This is a genomic window from Arthrobacter sp. RAF14, from assembly GCF_052114185.1.
GTDB lineage: Bacteria > Actinomycetota > Actinomycetes > Actinomycetales > Micrococcaceae > Arthrobacter_E.
This window is the reverse complement of sequence record NZ_JBFREG010000001.1, coordinates 1,543,030-1,560,621: the sequence shown is the minus strand read 5'-3', so window position 1 is coordinate 1,560,621 and position 17,592 is coordinate 1,543,030. Positions and strand designations below refer to the sequence as shown.

At 67.6% G+C, this 17,592-nt stretch carries 15 protein-coding genes; 11 read left to right on the top strand and 4 right to left on the bottom strand.

Annotation, left to right across the window (positions count from 1 at the left end):
• Window positions 1-84 precede the first annotated feature (84 nt).
• The 7 genes from mihF to AB4Y75_RS07360 all read left to right on the top strand — a co-directional run bounded on the left by mihF (window position 85) and on the right by AB4Y75_RS07360 (window position 6,603).
• Window positions 85-402, top strand: coding sequence for an integration host factor, actinobacterial type (mihF, locus tag AB4Y75_RS07390; protein WP_441435190.1), 318 nt, complete (start codon window positions 85-87; stop codon window positions 400-402).
• Between the two features lie 39 nt (window positions 403-441).
• Window positions 442-1,014, top strand: coding sequence for a guanylate kinase (gmk, locus tag AB4Y75_RS07385; protein ID WP_441435189.1), 573 nt, complete (start codon window positions 442-444; stop codon window positions 1,012-1,014).
• A 99-nt stretch (window positions 1,015-1,113) separates the two neighbouring features.
• Window positions 1,114-1,383, top strand: coding sequence for a DNA-directed RNA polymerase subunit omega (gene rpoZ / locus AB4Y75_RS07380; RefSeq protein ID WP_066213096.1), 270 nt, complete (start codon window positions 1,114-1,116; stop codon window positions 1,381-1,383).
• Between the two features lie 48 nt (window positions 1,384-1,431).
• Window positions 1,432-2,667, top strand: coding sequence for a bifunctional phosphopantothenoylcysteine decarboxylase/phosphopantothenate--cysteine ligase CoaBC (gene coaBC, locus AB4Y75_RS07375; RefSeq protein ID WP_441435188.1), 1,236 nt, complete (start codon window positions 1,432-1,434; stop codon window positions 2,665-2,667).
• Window positions 2,668-2,783: 116 nt separating this feature from the next.
• On the top strand, window positions 2,784-3,992 hold the full coding sequence (gene metK / locus AB4Y75_RS07370) for a methionine adenosyltransferase (protein ID WP_441435279.1): 1,209 nt from the start codon (window positions 2,784-2,786) through the stop codon (window positions 3,990-3,992).
• Window positions 3,993-4,091: 99 nt separating this feature from the next.
• Complete coding sequence (locus tag AB4Y75_RS07365; protein ID WP_441435187.1) at window positions 4,092-6,089, top strand: primosomal protein N'; 1,998 nt, start codon at window positions 4,092-4,094, stop codon at window positions 6,087-6,089.
• Between the two features lie 34 nt (window positions 6,090-6,123).
• Entirely contained in the window at window positions 6,124-6,603 is a 480-nt protein-coding gene (locus AB4Y75_RS07360) for a GNAT family N-acetyltransferase (RefSeq protein ID WP_441435186.1), read from the top strand.
• A gap of 60 nt (window positions 6,604-6,663) precedes the next feature.
• On the opposite strand, the gene AB4Y75_RS07355 is transcribed toward AB4Y75_RS07360, so the two are convergent.
• From AB4Y75_RS07355 to AB4Y75_RS07340, 4 genes are read right to left on the bottom strand one after another with little or no spacing between them, the layout of a single operon-like run.
• Complete coding sequence (locus AB4Y75_RS07355) at window positions 6,664-7,749, bottom strand: glycosyltransferase family 4 protein (protein ID WP_441435185.1); 1,086 nt, start codon at window positions 7,747-7,749, stop codon at window positions 6,664-6,666.
• On the bottom strand, window positions 7,746-8,690 hold the full coding sequence (locus AB4Y75_RS07350) for an alpha/beta fold hydrolase (protein ID WP_441435184.1): 945 nt from the start codon (window positions 8,688-8,690) through the stop codon (window positions 7,746-7,748). Before AB4Y75_RS07350 ends, AB4Y75_RS07355 begins: the two co-directional genes overlap by 4 nt.
• The gene (locus AB4Y75_RS07345) at window positions 8,690-9,526 is read right to left on the bottom strand and encodes an aldo/keto reductase (protein WP_441435183.1); all 837 of its coding nucleotides are present in this window, start codon (window positions 9,524-9,526) and stop codon (window positions 8,690-8,692) included. Before AB4Y75_RS07345 ends, AB4Y75_RS07350 begins: the two co-directional genes overlap by 1 nt.
• Before the next feature lie 48 nt (window positions 9,527-9,574).
• Window positions 9,575-10,519 (bottom strand): sugar-binding transcriptional regulator, encoded by a 945-nt coding sequence (locus AB4Y75_RS07340; protein WP_441435182.1) that lies wholly within the window; start codon window positions 10,517-10,519, stop codon window positions 9,575-9,577.
• 120 nt (window positions 10,520-10,639) lie between these two features.
• On the opposite strand from AB4Y75_RS07340, the gene AB4Y75_RS07335 reads away from it, so the two are divergent.
• From AB4Y75_RS07335 to leuS, 4 genes are all read left to right on the top strand, one after another.
• On the top strand, window positions 10,640-12,397 hold the full coding sequence (locus AB4Y75_RS07335; protein ID WP_441435181.1) for a glycerol-3-phosphate dehydrogenase/oxidase: 1,758 nt from the start codon (window positions 10,640-10,642) through the stop codon (window positions 12,395-12,397).
• Between the two features lie 66 nt (window positions 12,398-12,463).
• A complete protein-coding gene (locus AB4Y75_RS07330; RefSeq protein ID WP_441435278.1) occupies window positions 12,464-13,213 on the top strand; it encodes an MIP/aquaporin family protein in 750 nt (249 codons plus the stop codon).
• Window positions 13,214-13,240: 27 nt separating this feature from the next.
• Window positions 13,241-14,755 carry a glycerol kinase GlpK gene (glpK, locus tag AB4Y75_RS07325; protein ID WP_441435180.1) on the top strand — a complete coding sequence of 505 codons (1,515 nt, stop codon included), beginning with the start codon at window positions 13,241-13,243 and terminating at the stop codon, window positions 14,753-14,755.
• Window positions 14,756-15,075: 320 nt separating this feature from the next.
• Window positions 15,076-17,586, top strand: coding sequence for a leucine--tRNA ligase (gene leuS / locus AB4Y75_RS07320; protein ID WP_441435179.1), 2,511 nt, complete (start codon window positions 15,076-15,078; stop codon window positions 17,584-17,586).
• Window positions 17,587-17,592: the final 6 nt, after the last annotated feature.

Here is a 17,592-nt window from a genome sequence, read left to right as displayed (position 1 = left end):
TGGTGCCGGACGTCACTTTCAGGTAGGTTCGCATCAACCGTCAGTCGCGCCCATAGCCATGGGTGCCCGGAGGTGGGAGATGCCATGAGCCTGCGAGTTCTGACCAGCACGGAACGAAGTGCCGCACTTGCGAAAGCAGCCGCGGCCCGTCAGGTGCGTGCGCGCCTCAAGGAGGCGCTGAAATCCGGGGAACTGACCGTACCCCAGGTGCTGGCCCAGGCGGAGGAGGACCCCGCCATCGCGCGGCTCAAAGTGTCCGAACTCCTGGAGTCGTTCCCGGGCATCGGCCGCGTCAGGTCCCAGGCGATCATGACCCAGTTGCGCATCGCGCCGTCCCGCAGGGTCCGGGGTCTCGGCGTTCACCAGCGCAAGGCCCTGATAGATTTTCTGGAAGACAAATAGTTCAGGCGGCCCACGGGCGGCCTATGACCAGAGGACACCGTGAGCTCACTTTCCGGTCTCACCGTGCTCGCCGGACCCACTGCGGTCGGCAAGGGCACGGTCTCCACCTACATCCGTGACAATTACCCGCAGGTCTGGCTGTCCGTCTCCGCGACGACCCGGCCTCCGCGGCCCGGGGAGCAGGAAGGCGTCCACTACTTCTTCAAGAGCGCCGAGGAGTTCGACCGGCTGGCCGAGGAAGGCGAGTTCCTGGAGTGGGCCGTCGTGCACGGCGTCAACCGGTACGGCACGCTGAGGAGCACCGTGGAGTCCGCGCTGGCGGATGGCAAGCACGTCCTGCTGGAGATCGACCTCCAGGGAGCGCGCCAGGTCAAGGCCAGCGTCCCCGACGCCCGCTTCGTGTTCCTGGCCCCGCCGAGCTGGGATGAAATGGTCCGCCGTCTGGTCGGCCGTGGCACGGAAAGCCCGGAGGAACAGCAGCGCCGCCTGGAAACCGCTAAACTGGAACTTGCTGCCGAGCCGGAGTTCGACCACACCGTGGTCAATGACGACGTCCGTCGCGCAGCCGACGAACTTGTCCAGCTGATGGGTTTGACACCGAACCCTCGCTGAAAAGCCGCCATCACGCGGCGCCTGCTCACCGGCGGGCGCCATCCTGGTTCCTCTCTGAGGGCCCGGGGACTGAACACCGAGAAGATCCTGGAGAACACCGTGTCCACCAACCTTGAGGGCATCATCAACCCGCCGATCGACCAGCTGCTGGAAGCCGCTGACTCGAAGTACGGCCTGGTCATCTTCGGTGCCAAGCGTGCCCGCCAGATCAACGCGTACTACGCCCAGCTCAACGAGGGCCTCTTCGAGTACGTCGGTCCCCTCGTGGAGACCAAGATGAACGAGAAGCCGCTCTCCATCGCCCTGCGCGAGATCAACGAGGGCCTTCTGGAGTGCAAGCCGGTCGAGAGCACCGAAGAAGCCGAGTGATCCGGCGCCGGGACACTGGCACCAGAGACTGAAACCAAGGAGACGCGCATGCGGATCGTCCTGGGTGTCGGAGGAGGGATCGCGGCCTTCAAGGTCGCATCCCTCCTTCGTCTTTTCACCGAACAGGGTCATCAGGTCAACGTCGTGCCCACGGAGGCGGCACTCCACTTCGTGGGGCAGGCCACCTGGGAGGCGCTGTCCGGCAATCCCGTGAGCACCTCCGTGTTCGAGCACGTCGAGCAGGTGAATCACGTGCGGCTCGGCCAGGAGGCCGATCTGGTCGTGGTCGCGCCCGCCACGGCCAACATCCTGGCCCGCGCCGCTCATGGCCTGGCGGACGATCTGCTCGGCAACACCCTCCTCGTCGCCACCTGTCCCGTGCTGTTCGCCCCGGCCATGCACACGGAGATGTGGCGTCACCCCGCCACGCAGGCCAATGTGGCCACGCTGCGCGCGCATGGCGCCCACGTGCTGGATCCCGACGTCGGCCGCCTCACCGGCAAGGACAGCGGACCGGGCCGGCTTCCCGAACCGCAGGCGATCTTCGCGGCGGCCATGGCGCTGGTTGCGGCTCCGGAGGAGGCCCACGACGCCGGATCGTCCGCGGCTGCGCTGGCCGGCAAGCGGGTCCTCGTCTCCGCCGGCGGCACCCAGGAGCCACTCGATCCGGTCCGCTTCCTCGGCAACCGCTCGTCCGGTAAGCAGGGCATCGCCCTTGCTGCCGCCGCCCGCGACGCCGGCGCCACCGTCACGCTCGTGGCCGCCCACGTGGAGGTCGCGCTCCCGGCGGGGGTCGACGTCGTGCGCGTCGGCACCGCCGAGGAATTGCGGGAGGTCATGACCCGGGAGGCGGAGTCCGCCGACGTCATCCTGATGGCCGCGGCCGTGGCCGATTTCCGGCCCGCTGAGCGTTCGGGCACCAAGATCAAGAAGCGTGCCGAGGGCGCCGACCCGGTGATCGAATTGGTGCGCAACCCGGACATCCTGGCCGAGCTCGTGCGCCTGCGGGATGACCGTGGCCAGGAGCAGCTCATCCTGGGCTTCGCCGCGGAGACCGGGGACGATTCCGGCAGCGTCCTGGAGTACGCCCGGCAGAAGCTGGAGCGGAAGGGCTGCGATCTCCTGGTGGTGAATCACGTGGGGGAGTCCAAGGTGTTCGGGCAGGACGTGAATTCCGTGGAGATCCTGTCGCGGACAGACCGTGAGATGCAGCACGTGGAGGGGTCCAAGAACCTCGTGGCCGAGGCGATCGTGCACCGTGTCGCCGCGGAGTTGCGCGGCTGAAAGTGGCGGTCGCACAGGCGGGTCCCGGGGCGGCCTGGACCGCACTGTCCACATAACGTCATCTGCGCGCCGGAGCTGGTGGAAGAGGCCGGTAGAGTGTACGGGTGACCTTTGCCATGCAGAATTCTTCGCACACCGGCCTCCGGCTCTTCACCTCCGAGTCCGTCACTGAGGGACATCCGGACAAGATCTGTGACCAGATCAGTGACTCCATTCTGGACGCACTGCTGGCCGCGGACCCCGAATCCCGGGTGGCGGTGGAGACCATGGCCACCACCGGCCTGGTCCACGTGGCGGGTGAGGTCACCACGGACGCTTATGTCGAGATCCCGCAGCTCGTCCGGGAGACCATCCTCGGCATCGGTTATGACTCTTCGGCGAACGGATTCGACGGGGCCCGCTGTGGCGTCTCGGTCTCCATCGGCCAGCAGTCCAACGACATCGCCGACGGTGTCTTCAACTCCATCGAGGCCCGCGAAGGCCGCACCCAGGATAACTACGATCTTCAGGGCGCCGGGGATCAGGGCATCATGTTCGGTTACGCGAGCGATGAGACCTCCAGCTACATGCCGACCCCCATCTGGCTGGCGCACCGTCTGTCCGAGCGTCTCACCGAGGTCCGCAAGAACGGCGAACTCGCCTATCTGCGTCCTGACGGCAAGACCCAGGTCACCGTGGGTTACGACGGCGACAAGCCGGTATCGGTGGAGACCGTCGTGATCTCCAGCCAGCACGCCGAGGACGCGAGCCTGGAGCAGTTGCGCAACGATCTTCAGCTGCATGTCGTCAACCCCGTGCTCGCCACGGCGGAACTGGACACCTCGGCGGTGCGCAGCATCCTGAACCCTGCGGGCAAGTTCATCATCGGCGGCCCGGTGGGTGATGCCGGTCTGACCGGACGCAAGATCATCGTGGACACCTATGGCGGCTTCGCCCGGCACGGCGGAGGCGCCTTCTCCGGCAAGGACCCGTCCAAGGTGGACCGTTCGGCGGCCTATGCCATGCGCTGGGTGGCCAAGAACGTCGTGGCGGCCGGACTGGCCCGCCGCGCGGAGATCCAGATCGGCTACGCGATCGGCCAGGCACGCCCCGTCGGCATTTACGTGGAGACGTTCGGCACCGAGACCGTGGATCCGGCACGCATCAGCGATGCCATCAACGACGTCTTCGACCTCCGCCCGCGTGCCATCATCGACGCTCTCGATCTCAAGCGCCCCATTTACGCCAAGACGGCCGCCCACGGTCACTTCGGCCGTGAGGAGCCGGAGTTCACCTGGGAGCGTCTCGACAAGGTCGCTGACCTCAAGGCCTTCTTCAACGCCTGACCCCGGTGGTGACACGTGCAGGACGGACTCTTTCCGGTCTCTGACTCCGGAACGCCGGCGCCTTCCGGCTCCGGCGCGGCAGGCAACAAGGGATGGCTCATGCCCGAGCCCCCGGAGAAGCTCGCCGCAACGTGTCCCGTCGCCCGCGTGGTGGTCGAATCACCGCTGCCCCATCTGGATCGTCCGTTCGACTATCTGGTCCCGGATTCCCTGGATGCGGACGCCGTGGCGGGGGCCCGGGTGCGGGTGCGCTTCGCGGGCCGTGAGCTCCACGGGTACATCGTGGAACGCCGCGAGGACAGTGATTCCGGAACCCGCCTGAGCGTGCTGGACAAGGTGGTTTCTCCAGTTCCCGTCCTCACCCCTGAAGTCCTCGACCTCTGCCGCCTGGTGGCGGCACGCTACGCCGGCACCGTGAGCGATGTCCTTCGGCTCGCCATTCCCGGACGGGTGGCCAGCTGCGAGAAGGACTGGACCCCGAAGGGCGGGATGCCCTCGGGAGAGGACCTCCCCGCCGACGCGCCGGCTCCGGACGGGACGTGGGCCCGCCTCGGCAAAGGCGCGGCGTTCCTCCAGCACGTTCGCGCAGGCGGCAACCCGCGCGCCGTCGTGACCGTGCCGGAAGGCTACGGTCCCCATGCCTGGCCGCAGCTGTTCGCCGAGGCCGCGGTCGCAGCGCTGCAGTCCGGACGTAACGCCCTCCTGGTGGTCCCGGACCGACGCGATCTGGACCGGCTCGCGGCGGCACTGGCCGATCACCTTCCTCGTGGGCTGACGGCGCGGCTGTCCGCGGAGGACGGACCGTCGGTGCGGTATCGAGAGTACCTCCGGGTGCTCGGAGGGTATGCGCGGGTGGTGATCGGGACACGCGCCGCGTCCTATGCGCCGCTGGGTGAGCTGGGTCTGGTGGCCATCTGGGACGACGGCGACGATGTCCACGCCGAGCCTCGAGCACCATACCCCCATGCCAGGGAACTCCTCATGCTCCGCAGCTCGCAGGGCGAGGGAACGGCGTGCATCCTGGCTGGTCATGCCCGCAGCACCGAGGCCGAGCGTCTCGTGGAGAACGGCTGGGCTCAGTCGGTCGAAGCGGATCGGACCCTCTTGCGCGCCGTGACGCCCCGCGTGGTGAACACCGCCGACTCTTACCATCAGGAGCGGGATCCTCTCGCGACAGCGGCGCGGCTGCCCCATGCGGCATGGCTGGCCGCCAAGGACGCGCTGTCACAGGGTCCCGTGCTGATCCAGGTGGCGAGGAGCGGTTACGCGCCCACCCTGCTTTGCGCCCAGTGCAGCAGCCCGCTCCGCTGTTCGAAGTGCGAGGGGCCGCTCCACGTTCCGGCGACCGGCGCCGCGCCCGAGTGCCGCTGGTGTGGCACCGTGCACCGCACCGTGACCTGCCGTGTCTGCGGCTCCCAGCGGTACACGGTCGCGGGGAACGGCGTTCTGCGCACGGCCGAGCAACTGGGACGAGCCTTCCCTGGGGCCCGTGTGGTGTCCTCCTCGGCTGGCCGGGTGAAGGATGAGGTGACCGGGGCGGGCACGCTCGTGGTCGCGACTCTCGGCGCGGAGCCCGTGGCCGTCGAGGGGTATGCCGCAGCCTTGCTGCTGGACGGGGACCAGATGCTGCGGCGGGAGAATCTCCGGGCCGCGGAGGAGACCGTCCGGCGCTGGTTCAATGCCGCGGCGCTTGTCCGGCCCGCGCGGGACGGGGGAGTCGTCATGGTCACGGCCGAGCACGAGCTCGCCGTCGGTGCGCTGGTCCGCTGGGATCCGGCGTCTTTCGCCGCCCGGGAGCTCGAGGAGCGCCGGGAGCTGCGTCTGCCTCCCGCGGTCCGTGTCGCCGCCCTCACGGGCCCCAAGGACGCGGTGGAGAACCTGCAGCATGCCCTGGACCCGCTGCTGGAAGCGGATCATGAGGTGAGGAGGGTGGGGCCGGTCCCGTTCGACGACGGCGATTACCGCACCCTCTGCTTCATCCCGTTCGCCGTCGCTTCGGAAGCCGCCCGGCTCCTGCGTGCCGCGAAGGCGGCAGCCTCGGCGAAGCGGACCCACGCGGCGGCGCAGGTGCGCTTCGACGGCCTGGATCTGCTCTAGCCGGTGAACCCTCGGTCCGTGCCATACTGGCGCTGTGACGACGAGCATCACCAGGCGACGAGATCCAGCCGCGGTCCGCCGCGTCCTTGAGAGCCTGCCCGAGTGGTTCGGAGATCCGGAGGCGATCACCGAGTACGTCGGGACGGCGTCGGACGAGAGCTATCAGAGCTTCTGCGTGGAGCGTGATCACGAGGTCGTGGGGATCGCACTGGTCCGTCGGCACTTCCCCGAAGCCGCGGAACTGCACCTGATCGCGGTGTCTCCCGAGGCGCGTCGCCAGGGTGCCGGGCGCAGGCTCGTGGAGCAGGTCTCGCGGACACTCAGTGCGGACGGCTGTCTCATGCTCACGGTGCACACCGTCGGGCCCTCGTTTCCCCACGAGCCGTATGCGCAGACCCGGGCGTTCTATCAGCGGCTCGGTTTCATCCCCTTGGAGGAACACAAGGACCTGGACTGGTCGGGCCCGACGCTGATCCTGGCGCGGATGATCGGGCCCGGACCGAACACACCGTAGAGATCCTCCGTGGATTCACTGCTTGAGATGTAGCGCCTGTGATGTAGCTCAGGTGCAGCTTCAGCGCGTCCCGTTCTCCCGGAGCCTGACCACTTCCTCCGCCGCTGACAGGAGTTCCTGCGCCGAGCGGTCCCACGAGAACCGGGCCGCCTGCTCCAGTGAGGCGCGGCTGGAGGCCTGCCACGCGCCGTCGTCCTCCAGCGCACGGACAGCGGCGGCGAAGGCGGCCGGATCCTCGGCCGGCACGTAGTGGGCCGCCTCGCCGCCCACCTCGCGGAAGATCGGGGTGTCCGCGACCACCACGGGGGTTCCGAGCGCCATGGCTTCGACCAGGGGCAGGCCGTAGCCCTCCGCCTTGGACAGCGTCACCAGAGCGGTGCCTTCGCGCAGGAAGCCCTCGTACTCCTCGTCGGTGACGCCGTTGTGGAACACCACCTGCGCTCCGTCCGGAATGAGGGCTTCGAGCTGAGCGCGGCGCTCGGGCTGAACCCGGCTCATGAGGCGCAGTGTGTAGTCCGGCAGGGAGGCCATGCCGCGGATCAGCGTCTCGACGTTCTTGTACTCCATGAAGGAGCCCATGTAGACGAGTTCCTTCAGGGGCGCCACACCCTCCTGCCGCGGGACCGCGCCCGGTTGCGGGGCGTTGCCGACGATCCGGACGGGGCGTTTCGTGAGTCGGAAGCGCTCCATGAGGGACTCGGTGGTCCGGCTGATGGTCGCGACGACGTCGGCCCGGTTGAGCAGGAGCCGCTGCGGCCAGTAGGCCTTGTGGTAGAGCCGCCACAGGAACCGGACGGGCGCCGGCAGGAATCCCGGGGGAGCGGGGTGCTCGTAGTAGATGAGGTCATGCAGGGTCAGGATGAGGCCGTATTTCCGTCCCCAGGAGCCCATGGTCTGCATGGGGCACACGACCACATCCGCGCCGAGCTTGTTGACCTCACGCGCCACGAAGAGCTCGAGCGGGGACAACGGGCTGCCGATCTTCACGTACGGGACATCGGGCAGGAGCTTCAGCTGACGCTCGTCGCTGATCAGCATCGTCACGTCGGCCACCTTGGAACAGGCCTCGATGAGGCTGGCGCCGTAGCGGCTGATGCCGTCGTGGTGGTCGGTGCGGGTGAAGCGGGCGTCGATCACCAATTTCATGCGGGGTGCTCCTGGAGGAAGAGTTCGATGGCGTGGGCGGCGGCCCCGGGCGTCTCGTAGTGGATCAGGTGCCCGACGCCGTCGATCACCACCAGCCGCGAGTCAGGGAGGACGTCATGCAGCTTCTCCTGCGCCGGCAGCGGCGCCACCTCATCGGTGGAACCCGCGATCAGCAGCGTGGGGAGCGCGATCCGGTCGGCCACCTCCGTCACGGTGCCGGACACCGAAGCCCGGAAGGATTCGAGCAGGCTTTCCCGGCTGGCGAAGTCGCTGAAGTACGCATCGTGCTGGGCGTGGATGAACCGCCGGAGGTCCTTCTGTTTGGTCCGGGCCATGGTGACGCTCATGACGCGCACGATCGCCGGGTTGGCCAGGAGTGCACGTCCCGCCTTCTCCGGGAGCGCGGCGGCGGCCCGGTAGTAAGCGATGGCGAGTTTGGTCAGGAGGGCCTTGGGGCCCTCCAGGGCCGGTGCGGCGATCGGGTTGATCAGGATCAGCGGGCTGACCTTGCCCGGGTACAGCGTGACGAAGCGGCTGCAGACCAGTGACCCGAACGAGTGCCCGAGCAGGACCGTGTCGGGGCCCAGATCGAGCGCATCCATGAATTCGGCCACGAACCGTGCGTAGCTCTCCAGCGAGTGTTCCCGGTCCCCGAAGGCCTCGGACGCGCCGAAGCCGGGCAGGTCCGGGGTGATGAAGCGATGCTGCGGCATGAGGTCCACCAGACGCAGCAGGCCATGATGGTCGCCACGGAAACCGTGGATCACCAGGATGGTGCGGCTCGTGGCCGGATCCGGGTCCACCGCTGCGTGTTCCCAGTAGTGGGCGGGCCCGCCGGGAAGCTCGACCACGGCCGTGCGCTCCCGCCCCGCGAGTGCGGGGGAGATGAATCCCGTGGTGTCCGGTCCGGTGTGGGTCCGCGTGCCGGTCTGGCCCGCCATCACTTCACCTGGTCCGGGTGGGAGCCGCTGCGGAAGCCGCGGTCGAGGGCGGCGAGCCGTTCCAGGTCGTCCTGGTCCAGGCTGAAGGAGAAGAGATCGGCGTTCTCCCGGATCCGTTCGGCGGTGCTGGCCTTCGGGAAGACGACGATGCCCTCCTGGATCTGCCACCGGAGCGCGATCTGCGCGATGGACCGGCCATGCTTGGCGGCCAGTTCGCCGAGGACCGGATCCTCCAGAAGCGCTCCACGCGCCAGGGGGCTCCAGGCCTCGGTGACGATGCCGTGGGCCGTGTGGAATGCGCGGAGCTCACGCTGCTGGAGCCAGGGGTGCAGCTCCACCTGATTCACGGCGGGCACCACTTCACGGTCCTCCAGCACGCGTTCGAGGTGCTCGATCTGGAAGTTGGACACGCCGATCGCCCGGACCCGGCCTTCGCGGTACAGGGTCTCCAGGGCGCGGTAGGTCTCCAGATACAGTCCCCGGTCCGCGACGGGCCAGTGGATCAGGAAGAGGTCCAGCACGTCCAGGCCGAGGGCCACCATGGAGTCGTCGAAGGAGCGCAGCGTCTGGTCGTAGCCCTGCTGGTCGTTCCAGACCTTGCTCGTGACGAAGAAGTCCTCGCGGCTCAGGCTGCCGTCCTCCAGCTGGGCTCCCAGCGCCTTGCCGAGTGCCAGCTCATTGCCGTACATGGCCGCGGTGTCGAAGTGGCGGTAACCGGCGTCGACGGCGGCCGGCACCAGGTCCGCGACGTCCTCCCCGGGGACCTTGTAGAGGCCGAATCCCAGCTGGGGGATCAGGACGCCGTTGTTCAGGGCGACGGAGGGGATGTGGCTCATGCCTCCGACTCTACCGAAGGTGCCTGCGCGAATCCGGGGGGCGCGCGCTCAGCTGCCCACCAGGAGCCGTGCGGTCTTCTCATCGAGGATGAGTTCCGTGACCAGTCCGGCCGCGAGCGCCCCCTTGAGCCCGTTGATCTTGCCCGGACCGGAGACGACGCACACCCGGCGCGGCGCCCGGCGCAGCTGTTCGTGACTCGGACCGGTGGAGCGGGCGTTGAGCGGAATCCCGTCGGTGGAGCCGTCCGCCCGGAAGAACACGGTCGCCACGTCGCCCACCACCTGGTGTTCGGCGAGCGATTCGAGGTCCCCGCGTTCCAGATAACCGCCGGCATACACGTGGCTCGGGTATCCGGCGTCGATCCCGCCCACACCGAACAGGGCCATGGTCATCCGGGACTGGAGGTCGAGCATGCGCGCCACGCTGCGTTCCTTCCACATCGCCTCACGGGTCTCCACGTGGTCGAAGAACGCCGGCACGGGGAACTGCTCCACCTTGGCGCCGTAGGCGCGTCCGAAGCGCCGCAGGATCTCGCTCGAATAGGAGATCCCGGTGGAGTGCGTGTTGCCGGCGCCGTTGAGCTGGACGATCACGCTGTTGTGCGTCGGGCGGCTGGTGAGGTGGCGGCTCACAGCGCTCATGGTCGCTCCCCAGGCGACGCCGATGATCGAGTTGGAGTCGACGTGCGGGGTGATGGTCCGCGCGGCGTAGAGGGCCACGCGGTCCAGGGCTTCGGCCTCCCCGACGCTGGAGGGGATGGGCACCACGTGGACGTCCACGTGGAATTGTTTTTTGATCAATTGTTCAAGCTCGGGGGCCATGTCCAGGCTGGAGCGCACCTGGATCTGGACGAGTCCCGAATCCCGCGCCGCCGCCAGGAGCCGGGACACGGTAGAGCGCGAGGTGCGCAACTCCCGCGCGATCGCGTCCATGGTGAGGTCCTGCAGGTAATAGAGCTGTGCGGCCTTGAGCACGTCGCCGTCTTTGCGCATGGATCGCCCTTCTGCACGTTTGTGCATTTTGCTTGACGGTAATTTTCAGTCCTTCCAAGAATAGTGGGGACGACGCCGTCATGGCGTCTGGAACGACGTGAAACCCAGTCCGGAGAAGCAATGTCCACGCAGCAGAACGCATCCGCAAACACCCCCCAGACCCGCCAGGCCGTTCAGGCCATCGCCGCCAGGCCGACAGCGAAGGTGCTGATCGTCGGCGGAGGCATCAACGGGGTGGGCACCTTCCGGGACCTCGCCCTCCAGGGTGTCGACGTGGTGCTCGTGGAACGCGGAGACTACTGCCAGGGTGCGTCCGGCGCGTCCTCCCACATGATCCACGGCGGCATCCGCTACCTGGAGAACGGCGAATTCCGTCTGGTTCAGGAATCCGTGGTGGAGCGCAACCGCCTCATGAAGATCGCGCCCCACTACGTGAAGCCGCTCAAGACCACCATCCCGATCTTCAGCACCTTCTCCGGCATCCTCAGCGCGCCCATGCGTTTCCTGACGCACAAGCAGGGCAAGCCGAAGGAGCGCGGCGCCTTCCTGATCAAGCTCGGCCTGAGCCTCTATGACTCCTTCTCCCGCGACGGCGGCACCGTGCCTCGCCACCAGTTCCGCGGCCGCACCAAGGCCCTCGAGGAACTGCCTCGCCTCAACCCGGGCATCAAATACGCGGCCAGCTACTTCGACGCCTCCGTGCACAATCCGGAGCGCCTCACCCTGGACGTGCTGAACGACGGCCTCAAGGCCGGAGGTGACAAGGCGCGTGCCGCCAACTACCTCAGCGTCGTCGGCGCCGCGGAGTCCGACTCCGGCGTCGTGCGTCTGCGTGATGAACTCACCGGTGAGGAATTCGACTTCAGCGCCGACATCGTGGTCAACGTGACCGGCGCCTGGGTGGACCAGAGCAACACCGCCCTCGGATCGCCGACCACGTTCATGGGCGGCACCAAGGGCTCGCACATCGTCCTGGACCACCCGGAGCTGCTCGCCGCGACCGGTGGACGCGAGATCTTCTTCGAGCACACCGACGGCCGCATCGTCCTCATCTACCCGATGGGTGACCGTGTTCTGGTGGGCACCACCGACATCAACGCCGACATGAACGAGGACGCGGTCTGCACCGACGAGGAGATCGACTACTTCTTCGACCTCGTGGCGCACGTCTTCCCGGACATCACCGTGAGCCGCGACCAGATCGTCTACACGTTCTCCGGCGTCCGCCCGCTGCCGCGCCACGACGACACCGCACCCGGCTTCGTCTCCCGCGACTACCGCATCGAGAAGCGCGAGCAAGCCTTCGGCTCCGTCCGCGCCACGGTGCTCAGCCTCGTGGGCGGTAAGTGGACCACGTTCCGCGCACTCTCCGAGCACTTGGCCGATGAAGTGCTCGGCCTGATCGGCGTGCAGCGCAAGGTCTCCACGGCCAAGCTCGCCATCGGCGGCGGTGTGGGCTTCCCGGCCGACGACGCCGGCGTGCAGCAGTGGATCAAGCAGCGTCTCAACCCGGCTGCCGGGCTCGACGCGGCTCGCGTCGACGGCCTCCTGACGCGCTACGGCACCCGCGCCGACGGCGTCATCGCCTACCTGGGTCAGGGTGAGGACCGCCTCCTGCACTCCACCCATGAACTGAGCGTGCGTGAGCTCCACTGGATGGCGGAGCACGAGCAGATCGGCCACCTGGTGGACGTTCTCATCCGCCGCACCTCCCTCGCTTTCCGTGGCCTGGTCACGGGAGAACTCCTCCGCGAAACGGCCGAGGTCTTGTCAGAACCGCTTGGCTGGGACAAGGATCGAATCGTGGCGGAAATCAACCATGCAACCACTGTCCTGGAGCGCATGCACCTGGTTCAGCTGGACAGCCTGGTTGCCTAGCCCCTCGGGGCTACTTATCCACCGGGCGCTGGCCCGGTGCGTTCAGCACCTCTCAAGGAGTCAATGATGTCTCTTGGAATCGTCTTCCTTTCGGAAGTCTTCGGTACCGCAATGCTCACCCTCCTCGGCTGTGGCGTTGTCGCCAATACCGCGCTGAAGGGGACTAAGGGCAACAACACCGGGTTCCTCTTCGTGAACTTCGGCTGGGGCCTCGCGGTCTTCGCCGGTGTCTTCGTGGCAGCCAAGTCGGGCGCTCACCTGAACCCCGCCGTGACGCTCGGTATCGTCGCGTCAGGCAAGAGCGAATTCGTCCCCGGCATCCCGGTGGACGCAGCATCCATCTTCACCTACCTGGGTGCGGAGCTGCTGGGTGCCTTCATCGGCGCCGTCGTCTGCTGGCTGGCGTACAAGCAGCACTTCGATGTGGAGCCCGACCCGGCCAACAAGCTGGGAACGTTCTCCACCGGACCCGCAATCCGCAGCTACGGCTGGAACCTCGTCACCGAGATCATCGGCACTTTCGTGCTCGTGTTCGTGATCCTGTGCTTCGGCGGTTCTCCCAATGAGCTCGGCCCGCTCGCCGTCGCGATGCTCGTGGTCGGCATCGGCGCCTCGCTCGGTGGCCCCACCGGCTACGCCATCAACCCGGCCCGTGACCTCGGCCCGCGCATCGCCCACGCCCTGCTGCCCATCAAGGGCAAGGGCAGCAGCGACTGGAGCTACGCCTGGGTCCCGATCGCCGGCCCCATCATCGGCGGCCTGCTCGCCGGCTGGGCGGCTCACCTGCCCATCGTGTTCACGGCTCTGGCCAAGTAGCCGGTCGAGAAGGAAAACGAGGAAGTCATGTCTGAATACGTCATCGCGATCGACCAGGGCACCACGAGCTCCCGGGCCATCATCTTCGACCACAGCGGGAACATCGTCTCCAGTGGCCAGATGGAGCATGAGCAGATCTTCCCGCACGCCGGGTGGGTGGAGCACGACGCCAAGGAGATCTGGAACAACACCCGCGAGGTGATCGGCAGCGCGCTGTCCAAGGCGAACCTGACCCGCCACGACATCGCTGCGGTCGGCATCACCAACCAGCGCGAAACCGCCGTGGTCTGGGACAAGAACACGGGTGAGCCCGTCTACAACGCCATCGTCTGGCAGGACACCCGCACCCAGTCCATCGTGGACGAGCTCGCTGCCGAGGGCGGCGTCGAGCGCTTCAAGGAGAAGGTCGGCCTTCCGCTGGCGACCTACTTCTCCGGCACCAAGGTCAAGTGGATCCTCGACAACGTCGAGGGTGCCCGCGAGAAGGCCGAGGCCGGCGATCTGCTCTTCGGCACCACCGACTGCTGGGTCCTCTGGAACCTGACGGGCGGCGTCGACGGCGGCGTGCACGCCACGGACGTCACCAACGCCTCCCGCACCATGTTCATGGACCTGCAGACCCTTGAGTGGGATCAGGACATCCTGGACGCCTTCGGTGTTCCGGCCTCCATGCTGCCGGCCATCAAGTCCTCCTCCGAGGTCTACGGCCAGGTGCACACCTCGCAGCTGCTGCGTGAAGTGCCGGTGGCGGGCATCCTGGGCGATCAGCAGGCCGCCACCTTCGGCCAGGCTGCGTTCCAGGCCGGCGAGGCCAAGAACACCTACGGCACCGGCTGCTTCCTGATCTTCAACACGGACACCGAGATCGTGCACTCCAAGAACGGTCTGCTGACCACCCTGGGGTACAAGCTGGGCGACCAGCCGGCGCACTACGCGCTGGAAGGCTCCATCGCCGTCGCGGGTTCGCTGATCCAGTGGCTGCGCGACAACCTCGGCATGATCTCCACCGCTCCCGAAGTGGAGCAGCTGGCGGCATCGGTCGAGGACAACGGCGGCGCCTACATCGTTCCGGCGTTCTCCGGCCTGTTCGCCCCGTACTGGCGCGCTGACGCCCGCGGTGCGATCGTCGGTCTGACCCGGTACGTCAACAAGGGTCACATCGCCCGGGCGGCCCTGGAGTCCACGGCTTTCCAGACCCGTGAGGTGCTGGACGCGGTCAACGCCGATTCCGGTGTCCCGCTGACGGAACTGAAGGTCGACGGCGGCATGGTGGCCAACGAGGCCCTCATGCAGTTTCAGGCCGACATCCTGGGCGTGCCCGTGGTGCGTCCGAAGGTCACCGAGACGACTGCACTGGGTGCCGCCTACGCGGCGGGCCTCGCCGTCGGCTTCTGGAAGGATCTCGGCGAGCTGTCCGCCAACTGGGGCGAGGACAAGCGCTGGGAGCCGCAGATGGACGACGCCGAGCGCGACCGTCAGCTGCGCCTCTGGAAGAAGGCCGTGACCAAGTCCATGGACTGGGTCGACGAGGACGTGAAGTAGTCTTCACCGCTCAGGAAAGGCCGCGCATCACCCCGAGCGGGTGGTGGGCGGCCTTTCCCGTGCACTGGAGGGCCGGGCCGCACGGCGGGGTGGAACCGTGCGGTAAAGTGGAGGATATGCACGCAATCCTTCTGCTTAGCTAGCCGTCCCTCGGCGCCGCGTCCGCACGATGGTGCAGCGTGGTGTCCCGATGTGGACGGCCGCCCCTTGAACCCTTCCGACAGCCGGGCTGTCATGGCGGGTTGAGGGGCTTTTGTGTGTGTGGAGTGGATGAGCGTGGCTGGAACGATGCCGGAGCGCCGAAGGTGAGAGAGCAAAGAGTGAGCGTAGAAGCTGAACAGACCGTGGGCGGTGAGTCCGCGCGCGAGCGTGGCTATGACTTCGCCGCCATCGAGGCCGTCTGGGCCAAGGCCTGGGACGAGAACCCCCAGTTCACCCCCGTGGACGACGGATCGCGCGAACGCCGCTACGTCCTGGACATGTTCCCGTACCCGTCCGGTGACCTTCACATGGGCCACGCGGAGGCCTTCGCCATGGGCGATGTGGTGTCCCGCTACTGGCGCCTGAAGGGCTACGACGTCCTGCACCCCATCGGCTGGGACTCCTTCGGCCTGCCCGCCGAGAACGCCGCGATCAAGCGCAACGCCCACCCGAGCGAGTGGACGTACACCAACATCGACACCCAGGCGGCGTCGTTCAAGCGGTACGCCATCTCCGCCGACTGGAGCCGCCGCCTGCACACCTCCGATCCCGAGTACTACCGCTGGACCCAGTGGCTGTTCAAGCGCTTTTACGAGAAGGGCCTGGCATACCGCAAGGACTCCCCGGTCAACTGGTGCCCCAAGGACCAGACCGTGCTGGCCAACGAGCAGGTCGTCAACGGGACCTGCGAGCGGTGCGGGACCCCGGTGACCAAGAAGTCCCTGAACCAGTGGTACTTCAAGATCACCGATTACGCGCAGCGCCTGCTGGACGATATGGACCAGCTCGAGGGCCACTGGCCCGAGCGCGTGCTGGCCATGCAGAAGAACTGGATCGGCCGCTCCGAGGGCGCCCACGTGCGCTTCGTGATCGAGGCCGCGGAGGGCCGGCCCGAGCGTGAGACCACGGTCTTCACCACCCGCCCGGACACCCTGTACGGCGCCACCTTCTTCGTCGTGGCCGCCGATTCGGATCTGGCCATCGAGCTGGTGACCCCGGAGCACGCCGAAGCCCTGGACGCCTACCGCGAGCAGGTCAAGGCACTGTCCGAGATCGAGCGCCAGTCCACCGAGCGCCCCAAGACGGGCGTGTTCACCGGCCGTTACGCGATCAACCCGCTGAACGGCGAGAAGCTGCCGGTCTGGGCCGCGGACTACGTCCTGGCGGACTACGGCACGGGTGCCATCATGGCCGTGCCGGCTCATGACCAGAGGGACCTGGATTTCGCCAAGGCGTTCGGCATCCCCGTCCGCCCTGTGCTGGCGACCGGCGAGGAGAACCCGGCGGAGACCGGCGTCGCGGCGACCGGTGAAGGCACTCTCATCAACTCCGGCGAGCTGGACGGCCTGAGCAAGGCTGAGGCGATTCCGGCCGCGATCGCCATCCTGGAACGTCAGGGCACGGGCGAGGGCTATGTGAACTTCCGCCTGCGCGACTGGCTGCTGAGCCGTCAGCGCTTCTGGGGCACCCCCATCCCGATCATCCACTGCGAGTCCTGTGGCGAGGTGCCGGTTCCCGACGAAGATCTGCCGGTCCGTCTGCCGGACGATCTGCGCGGCGAGGATCTGGCGCCCAAGGGCACCTCGCCCCTGGCCGCCGCCGAGGCGTGGGTCAACGTCACCTGCCCGGAGTGCGGCGGTCCGGCCCGCCGGGACAGCGACACCATGGACACTTTCGTGGACTCCTCCTGGTACTTCCTGCGCTTCACCTCGCCGGACTATACGGAGGGTCCCTTCGACCCGCAGGCCGTCAACACCTGGATGCCGGTCGGCCAGTACGTGGGCGGCGTGGAGCACGCGATTCTGCACCTGCTGTACTCGCGGTTCTTCACCAAGGTCATCCATGATCTGGGCATGCTGGACACCACCGAGCCGTTCGCCGCGCTCCTGAACCAGGGCCAGGTGCTCAACGGCGGCAAGGCCATGAGCAAGTCTCTCGGCAATGGCGTGGATCTGAGCGAGCAGCTGGACAAGTTCGGCGTCGACGCCGTGCGCCTGACCATGGTGTTCGCCTCCCCGCCGGAGGACGACGTCGACTGGGCAGACGTTTCGCCCTCCGGTTCGGCGAAGTTCCTGGCGCGTGCCTGGCGCCTGGCACAGGACGTCACCAGCGAGCCGGGCGTGTCCCCGGCTCAGGGTGACAAGGCACTGCGCGCGGTGACGCACCGGACCATCGCCGACGCCGAGGAACTGCTGGCCGCGAACAAGTTCAACGTCGTGGTGGCCCGCCTGATGGAGCTGGTCAACGCGACCCGGAAGACGATCGACACCGGAGCCGGCGCCGCCGATCCGGCAGTCCGCGAGGCGGCCGAGACCGTGGCCGTCATCCTGTCCCTGTTCGCGCCGTACACGGCGGAGGACATGTGGAGCCTGCTGGGCAAGGAGCCCTTCGTGGCGAACGCCGCGTGGCCGGTGTTCGATCCCGCGCTGCTGGTCGAGGACACGGTCACGGCCGTCGTCCAGGTCCAGGGCAAGGTGCGGGACCGCCTGGACGTGCCTGCCGACATCACGGAGGACGCTCTGCGCGAGCTGGCGCTGGCTTCCGAGAACGTGCAGCGCATCCTGGACGGCCGCGACATCCGGACCGTGATCGTGCGGGCGCCCAAGCTCGTGAACATCGTCCCCGCCTAGGCCGGA